Annotated in this window: 6 protein-coding genes; 3 read left to right on the top strand and 3 right to left on the bottom strand. The window is 60.0% G+C overall.

The features are described 5' to 3' along the window. Nucleotides 1-115 precede the first annotated feature (115 nt). The 3 genes from ACRESD_RS02435 to rpiB all read right to left on the bottom strand — a co-directional run bounded on the left by ACRESD_RS02435 (nt 116) and on the right by rpiB (nt 3557). Nucleotides 116-1684 carry a TerC family protein gene (locus ACRESD_RS02435; RefSeq protein WP_431749470.1) on the bottom strand — a complete coding sequence of 523 codons (1569 nt, stop codon included), beginning with the start codon at nt 1682-1684 and terminating at the stop codon, nt 116-118. Between the two features lie 367 nt (nt 1685-2051). Further along, nucleotides 2052-3032, bottom strand: coding sequence for a sugar-binding transcriptional regulator (locus ACRESD_RS02430; RefSeq protein WP_017527998.1), 981 nt, complete (start codon nt 3030-3032; stop codon nt 2052-2054). 63 nt (nt 3033-3095) lie between these two features. After that, complete coding sequence (gene rpiB, locus ACRESD_RS02425; RefSeq protein WP_431749469.1) at nt 3096-3557, bottom strand: ribose 5-phosphate isomerase B; 462 nt, start codon at nt 3555-3557, stop codon at nt 3096-3098. Between the two features lie 284 nt (nt 3558-3841). On the opposite strand from rpiB, the gene ACRESD_RS02420 reads away from it, so the two are divergent. Genes ACRESD_RS02420 through ACRESD_RS02410 form a run of 3 tightly spaced genes read left to right on the top strand, consistent with a single transcriptional unit; the run spans nt 3842 to nt 7345 of the window. Beyond that, a complete protein-coding gene (locus tag ACRESD_RS02420; protein WP_431749468.1) occupies nt 3842-5329 on the top strand; it encodes a sugar ABC transporter ATP-binding protein in 1488 nt (495 codons plus the stop codon). Next, on the top strand, nt 5326-6303 hold the full coding sequence (locus ACRESD_RS02415; protein WP_431749467.1) for an ABC transporter permease: 978 nt from the start codon (nt 5326-5328) through the stop codon (nt 6301-6303). Before ACRESD_RS02420 ends, ACRESD_RS02415 begins: the two co-directional genes overlap by 4 nt. A 34-nt stretch (nt 6304-6337) precedes the next feature. Beyond that, on the top strand, nt 6338-7345 hold the full coding sequence (locus ACRESD_RS02410; RefSeq protein ID WP_431749466.1) for a substrate-binding domain-containing protein: 1008 nt from the start codon (nt 6338-6340) through the stop codon (nt 7343-7345). Nucleotides 7346-7403: the final 58 nt, after the last annotated feature.

The following is a 7403-nucleotide window of genomic DNA, read 5'->3' as shown; positions in this document are numbered from 1 at the left end:
CTCCAACAAGTTACCGGCACGCCCACACTGGTGGTGCACACCGATGGCAAAATCAAGGAAATACTTAAAGGGCTTGGCCCCTGGGAAACCCAGGAGCAAACACTCCAGGACCTGTTCAGCCGCTATGCGCAGCTGCAGGTTCCAGACGCACCTGCGTGACCCGTCGCTCCTCAACAGCTGCCACGGTCAGGCGCCAGCCTGCATGCTCCAGGCTATCGCCCACCACCGGCAGGCGATCCAGCAAACTCATGACCAGGCCGGCCAGGGTCTGATAATCCTCAGTCGCCACCGCATTGAAGCCGGTGCGCTGGCGAACCTGACTCAGCGTCAACGCACCATTGGCCCGAAAGCCACTGCCTTCCTCGACAATGTCCGGCCCCTCGATTTCACTGGCATCGGGCAACTCACCGGCGATGGACTCGAGAATATCGGTCATGCTCAACACGCCCATGAAATCGCCGAATTCGTTGATCACGAACGCGATGTGGGTCGACTCCTGGCGCATCTGCTCCAGGGCGTTGAGAATCGAAAAACTCTCCAGCAGGTTGATCGCACGGCGGGCCAGGTGATCCAGGTCCGGCTCGTTGCCGGCCAGGTATTCCTTGAGCAGCTCCTTCTTGTGCACGAAGCCCAACGGTTCATCCACCGCACCGTGTCGGATCAACGGCAAGCGTGAGTAGGACGAATGCATCAGTTTCAGGCGAATCGTCTCGGCATCGTCCGCCAGATCAATAAAGTCGACCTTGGCTCGCGGTGTCATCAACGTGCGGATCGGTCGTTCGGCCAGTTGCAGCACGCCACTGATCATCACGCGCTCACGTCGGTCGAACAGCGGGCCCTGGTTTGCATCCGGCTCGCCGAGCAGGTCCGCCACCTCTTCACCCACCTCTTCCACCGCCAGGCTGCGGCCACCCAACAAACGCATCACCGCGTGAGCAGTACGCTCACGCACCGGCAACACACCTTGCGCCGACCTCTTGCGGCGTGCCCGCGCGATCTGGTTGAACAGCTCGATCAAGATCGAGAAGCCAATCGCCGCATACAGGTAGCCCTTGGGAATATGGAAGCCCAAGCCTTCGGCGGTCAGGGCGAAACCGATCATCATCAAGAAGCCCAGGCACAGCATGATCACTGTCGGGTGGGCGTTGACGAAACGGGTCAGCGGCTTGCTCGCCACAATCATCAGGCCAATGGACACGATCACCGCGATCATCATCACCGCCAGCTCATCCACCATGCCCACAGCGGTAATCACCGCATCGAGGGAGAACACCGCGTCGAGCACCACGATCTGCGCCACGATCGGCCAGAACATCGCATAGGCGACATTGCCCGAGCGCTGGGCCACATGGCCTTCCAGGCGCTCGTGCAATTCCATGGTGGCCTTGAACAACAGGAATACACCACCAAACAGCATGATCAGGTCACGACCGGAGAAGCTCTTGTCGAACACCTCGAACAGCGGCTGGGTGAGCGTCACCAGCCAGGAAATACTCGCCAGCAGGCCCAGGCGCATCAACAACGCCAGGGACAGGCCGATCAACCGAGCACGGTCGCGCTGCTCCGGTGGCAGCTTATCGGCCAGGATCGCGATAAACACCAGGTTGTCGATACCCAGCACCAGTTCCAGCACAATCAACGTCAACAGGCCGAGCCAGGCCGTGGGGTCCGCTAACCATTCCATTTATAGAGTCTCTTTAAAAATTTTCAGAATGCCGGGCACGGCAAGATGCGGTCGGTGGACCGGGACAAGGTTAGCAGGCGGAATACGGGGTGCTTCAGCGGGAACAGCGGCAGTGGTTGTCTTGGGGAAAGACGACTGGGAGGCTCCGAGAGGGTGTTCATGCAAGTCCTGAAATGACAAAAGGACTTGAATCGTACAGTCGAAACACAAATTTCCTACAACGCAAAACTATTACAAAATCTGTAAGCCAACACACGACCTCTGTGGGAGGGGGCTTGCCCCGATAGCGGTAAATCAGCCAAGGCATTGTTAACTGACCGACCGCAATCGGGGGCAAGCCCCCTCCCACAGTTTGATCTCTGTTAAGTCAGCTCTTACGGGTAGCGTCATCCAGCGCGAGGATGGTGTGGGCATTCGTCACCGTCGTCGCCAAGGTATTGATCACCCCCGAGCGCAACGCCCCCAAGGTCGCCGCCGCCTTGGTGTTCTCACTGGCAATCGCGACCACGTCCGGGATGCGGAACAGCTCCTGCACCGTCAAGCCGATCACCCGCCCTTGAATGGCGTTGACCGCTGGTTGGCCATGAATATCGATGAAGTCATAGCCCATCATGTCCCCCACGGTGCCGGATAACCGCGCCTGGGCGATTTCCTGGGGCGAGAACCAGCCCATGCGCACCATGTTGCTGTTCTCGCTCATGTCGCCAATGCCAATCAACGCAATATCCGCCCGCCGCGCACGATCCAGGGTCGAGCGCACGGTGTCGTTGTTGATCAACACCCCACGCAATTCCGGATTGGCGACCAACGCCGGGGCATACAGGCTTTCACTTTCGCCACCAAAGCGCAGGGCCAGGCGCCGACAGATATGATCCGGGTTCATGTATTCGCCAGCCTTGAGCGAACCACCGATGGCACACACAAATGTGCAGTTGCGCGTCACCGGCAGGAAGACGTTATCGGCCACCGCGCCGACGTTACGGCCCATGCCCACGGCGACAATCATGCCGTCGCTCAAGGTTTTGTTCAGGTAGTTGGCCACCAGACTGGCCACGGCCGAGCGCTGGGTGTCGGGGTCACTGTGGTCGACGGCGATCAGGGCGCGATCAAGCTTGAAGCGCTCCACCAGCGCCCGCTCCAGCTCATTGTTCATCGCCGGGTGCTGCAACACGCGCACCTCGACAATACCTTCATCCCGCGCACGCTTGAGCAAGCGACTGACCTTCGCCCGTGACAGGTCGAAACGCTTGGCGATGGCTTCCTGAGTGACGTTCTCAAGGTAATAGAGCATCGCCACTTCGGTCATCTGATCGATATCGCTGGCAATGCGCTGGGTACTGTCACTCATGGGGACGGGCTTCCGTTTCGGCGTCAAAGGCGCATTCTCCCGGCTCTTGCCCCGTTTAGTCCACTACTGATGCCCATCGCGCTCGATCGCATTGATGCGCTCGACCTTGGCCCCGGAACGCGCCGCTTCGAACTCTGACTCTAGAAACGCTTTAACGATACTTTTGGCCAACTCAGCGCCGATCACCCGCGCACCAATGGACAGGATCTGCGCATCGTTGCTCTTGCGCGCACGCTCTGCCGAATAAGTGTCGTGGGCCTGGGCAGCCCGGATGCCCAGCACCTTGTTCGCCGAGATAGCCATGCCGATCCCAGTGCCGCACACCAGCACGCCCAAGCGTTGTTCACCCGCCGTAATGGCGTTGGCCACGGCCAGGGCGATGTCCGGGTAGAGCACCGGAGCGGTGGAATGGGTGCCGAAGTCGGTCACCGGATAACCCAGCGCCTCGATATGGCGTTTCAACAGCTCTTTGAGCTCAAAACCCGCTTCATCGCATCCGATAGCCACCGGGAAAGGTGTGTTCATGGCGTCTGGCTCCGCTGCCGTGTTGATGCTTTTTGACTGATCATATGATCATCAAGTGAAATTTCGCTCAGTCATTTCTCGTGCATTCATCCCTTTCTGTCAAGCGAGTTTTAGCTGACCCGCCAGTCAAAGCGCTCTAGAAAGCAGCCAGTCGTGCACAAAGTCAGATTTAAAGCTTTTCAGTGAAAGAGATTGACTGATCAGAATTTCATTTGATACACATATGATCACAGCGAAACATGACTGTGCGACCTAATAAGAATTCACAGCACGAGGACACGCCGATGGCTACGCCATTACTGCTCCAGGCTGAACATGTCGCCAAGGCTTACGCCGGGGTACCCGCCCTGCGTGACGGACGCCTTTCTCTGCGGGCCGGCAGCGTCCACGCCCTGTGTGGCGGCAATGGCGCCGGCAAGTCGACCTTCCTGAGTATCCTGATGGGCATCACTCAACGTGACGCCGGAACCATCCTGCTCAACGACACCCCCGTGCAGTTCAACCGCCCAAGCGAAGCACTGGCGGCTGGAATCGCGATGATCACCCAAGAGCTGGAACCCATCCCCTACATGACCGTCGCCGAAAATATCTGGCTGGGCCGCGAACCGCGCCGCGCCGGATGCATCGTCGATAACAAGACCCTCAACCGCCGCACCCGCGAATTGCTCGAAAACCTGGAATTCGACGTCGACGCCACCAGCCCGATGCACCGCCTGAGCGTGGCGCAGATTCAACTGGTGGAAATCGCCAAGGCGTTCAGCCATGACTGCCAGGTGATGATCATGGACGAACCCACCTCGGCCATCGGTGAGCGCGAGGCCGAGACCCTGTTCAAGGCGATCCGCCGCCTGACCGCCCGTGGCGCCGGCATCGTGTATGTGTCCCACCGCCTGAGCGAACTGGCACAGATCGCCGACGACTTCAGCATCTTCCGTGATGGCGCCTTTGTGGAAAGCGGGCGCATGGCCGACATCGACCGCAATCATCTGGTGCGCGGCATCGTCGGCCAGGAGCTGACACGCATCGACCACAAGGTCGGCCGCGAATGCGCCGCCAACACCTGCCTGCAGGTCGACAACCTGAGCCGTACCGGCGAGTTTCACGACATCAGCCTGCAACTGCGCCAAGGCGAAATTCTCGGCATCTACGGATTGATGGGGTCGGGGCGTAGCGAATTCCTCAACTGCATTTACGGCCTCACCACGCCGGATTCCGGCAGCGTGACCCTGCAAGGCAAACCCATGCCGGTCGGCTTGCCCAAGGCCACGATCAATGCCGGCATGTCCCTGGTCACCGAGGACCGCAAAGACAGCGGCCTGGTGCTGACCGGCAGCATTCTGTCCAACATTGCCCTGTCGGCCTACAAACGCCTGTCGAGTTGGTCGCTGATCAATGCGCGCAAGGAAACCCAACTGGCCCAGGACATGGTCAAGCGCCTGCAGATCAAGACCAGCTCCCTGGAATTGCCAGTGGCCTCCATGAGCGGCGGCAACCAACAGAAAGTGGTGCTCGCCAAATGCCTGTCCACCGAGCCGGTGTGCCTGCTCTGCGATGAACCGACCCGCGGTATCGACGAAGGGGCCAAGCAGGAGATCTACCACTTGCTCGACCAGTTCGTTCGGGCCGGTGGCGCCGCCATCGTGGTGTCGTCGGAAGCCCCGGAACTGCTGCACCTGAGCGATCGCATCGCCGTATTCAAAGGCGGCAGGCTGGTGACCATCAGCACTGACACCGCTCTTTCCCAGGAAGCCTTGTTGAGTCTTGCCTCATGAATGCCAAAACCATTGCCGCCCCTATGACAGCCGCACCGCGTAACCGCCTGCGCTTGTCACTTGACCGTTTCGGCCTACCGCTCGTGTTTATCCTGCTGTGCGTGGTGTTGGCGTTTTCCAGCGAGTACTTCATGACCTGGCGCAACTGGATGGACATCCTGCGCCAGACCTCCATCAACGGCATCCTCGCCGTGGGCATGACCTACGTGATCCTGACCAAGGGCATTGACCTGTCCGTCGGCTCGATCCTGGCCTTTGCCGGGCTGTGCAGCGCCATGGTCGCCACCCAAGGCTACGGCCTGCTCGCCGCTGTAAGCGCCGGGATGTTTGCCGGGGCGATGCTTGGCGTGGTGAACGGCTTCATGGTCGCCAACCTGTCGATCCCGCCGTTCGTGGCCACCCTGGGCATGCTCAGCGTGGCGCGGGGCATGACGTTTATCCTCAACGACGGCAGCCCGATCACTGACCTGCCCGACGCTTACCTGGCCCTGGGCATCGGCAAGATCGGCCCGATTGGCGTGCCGATCATCATCTTCGCCGTGGTCGCGCTGATCTTCTGGATGGTGCTGCGCTACACCACGTACGGCCGCTATGTGTACGCGGTGGGCGGCAATGAAAAGAGCGCGCGCACCTCCGGCATTGGCGTGCGCAAGGTGATGTTTTCGGTGTACGTGGTCTCGGGCCTGCTCGCCGGGCTGGCCGGCGTGGTGCTGTCGGCACGCACCACGTCTGCCCTGCCCCAGGCCGGGGTGTCCTATGAGCTGGACGCGATCGCCGCCGTGGTGATCGGCGGCACAAGCCTGTCAGGCGGCACCGGCAGCATTGTCGGCACGCTGTTTGGGGCGCTGCTGATCGGCGTGATCAACAACGGGTTGAACCTGCTCGGCGTGTCCTCCTATTACCAGCAGGTCGCCAAGGGCCTGATCATCGTGTTCGCAGTACTGATTGACGTGTGGCGCAAGAAAAAACGCTAGAGAACGACCTACAACAATAACTGGAGTTCTACTCATGAAACTTGGTACCACCTTGGCCGCCGTGGCGGCCCTCTCCCTGCTCGCCAGCAGTATCACCCTGGCCGCCGATGGCAAGACCTACAAGATCGGTGCGGCGGTCTACGGCCTCAAGGGCCAGTTCATGCAGAACTGGGTCCGCGAGTTGAAGGAACACCCGGCAGTCAAGGACGGCACCGTGCAGTTGACCGTATTCGACGGCAACTACGATGCCCTGACCCAGAACAACCAGATCGAAAACATGGTGACCCAGCATTACGACGCCATCCTGTTCGTGCCAATCGACACCAAGGCCGGTGTCGGCACGGTCAAGCAAGCCATGAGCAACGACGTGGTGGTCATCGCCTCCAATACGAAAGTAGCCGATGCCGCCGTGCCATACGTGGGTAACGACGATGTGGAAGGTGGCCGCCTACAGGCCCAGGCCATGGTCGACAAGCTCAACGGCAAGGGCAACGTGGTGATCATCCAGGGACCGATTGGCCAGTCGGCACAGATCGACCGGGAAAAAGGCGAACTGGAAGTGCTCAGCAAACACCCCGACATCAAGATCATCGAGAAAAAGACCGCCAACTGGGACCGCGCCCAGGCTCTGGCACTGACCGAAGACTGGCTGAACGCTCACCCTAAAGGCATCAACGGCGTGATCGCGCAGAACGACGACATGGCCCTGGGGGCCGTGCAGGCGCTGAAATCTCACGGATTGACCTCCAAGGACGTGCCCGTCACGTCCATTGATGGCATGCCGGATGCAATCCAGGCGGCAAAGAGAAACGAAGTCACCACCTTCCTCCAAGACGCCCAGGCCCAGTCCCAAGGCGCGCTGGATGTGGCGTTGCGCAAACTCGCCGGGGATGACTACAAGCCTCGCTCGGTGATCTGGGAGCGGTATGCCAAGGATGTGAAATGGGGTGATGGCACGGCCAAGAACTACATCCTGCCTTGGGTGCCGGTGACTAACGCGAATGCTGATGCGCTGTACCAGCAAGTCAGCGGTTCCAAGTAGTACACGATCAAAATGTGGGAGCTGGCTTGCCTGCGATGCAGACACCTCAGTGTGTCAG

It is taken from the genome of Pseudomonas sp. (assembly GCF_050739995.1).
GTDB lineage: Bacteria > Pseudomonadota > Gammaproteobacteria > Pseudomonadales > Pseudomonadaceae > Aquipseudomonas.
Note: the sequence above shows the minus strand (reverse complement) of the source record. Positions and strands in the feature narration are given on the sequence as shown.

Excerpts from the sequence above, each read along its gene's own strand:
- ACRESD_RS02435 (WP_431749470.1), bottom strand. The coding sequence starts at position 1,684 with ATGGAATGGTTAGCGGACCCCACGGCCTGGCTCGGCCTGTTGACGTTG.
- ACRESD_RS02430 (WP_017527998.1), bottom strand. The coding sequence starts at position 3,032 with ATGAGTGACAGTACCCAGCGCATTGCCAGCGATATCGATCAGATGACC.
- rpiB (WP_431749469.1), bottom strand. The coding sequence starts at position 3,557 with ATGAACACACCTTTCCCGGTGGCTATCGGATGCGATGAAGCGGGTTTT.
- ACRESD_RS02420 (WP_431749468.1), top strand. The coding sequence starts at position 3,842 with ATGGCTACGCCATTACTGCTCCAGGCTGAACATGTCGCCAAGGCTTAC.
- ACRESD_RS02415 (WP_431749467.1), top strand. The coding sequence starts at position 5,326 with ATGAATGCCAAAACCATTGCCGCCCCTATGACAGCCGCACCGCGTAAC.
- ACRESD_RS02410 (WP_431749466.1), top strand. The coding sequence starts at position 6,338 with ATGAAACTTGGTACCACCTTGGCCGCCGTGGCGGCCCTCTCCCTGCTC.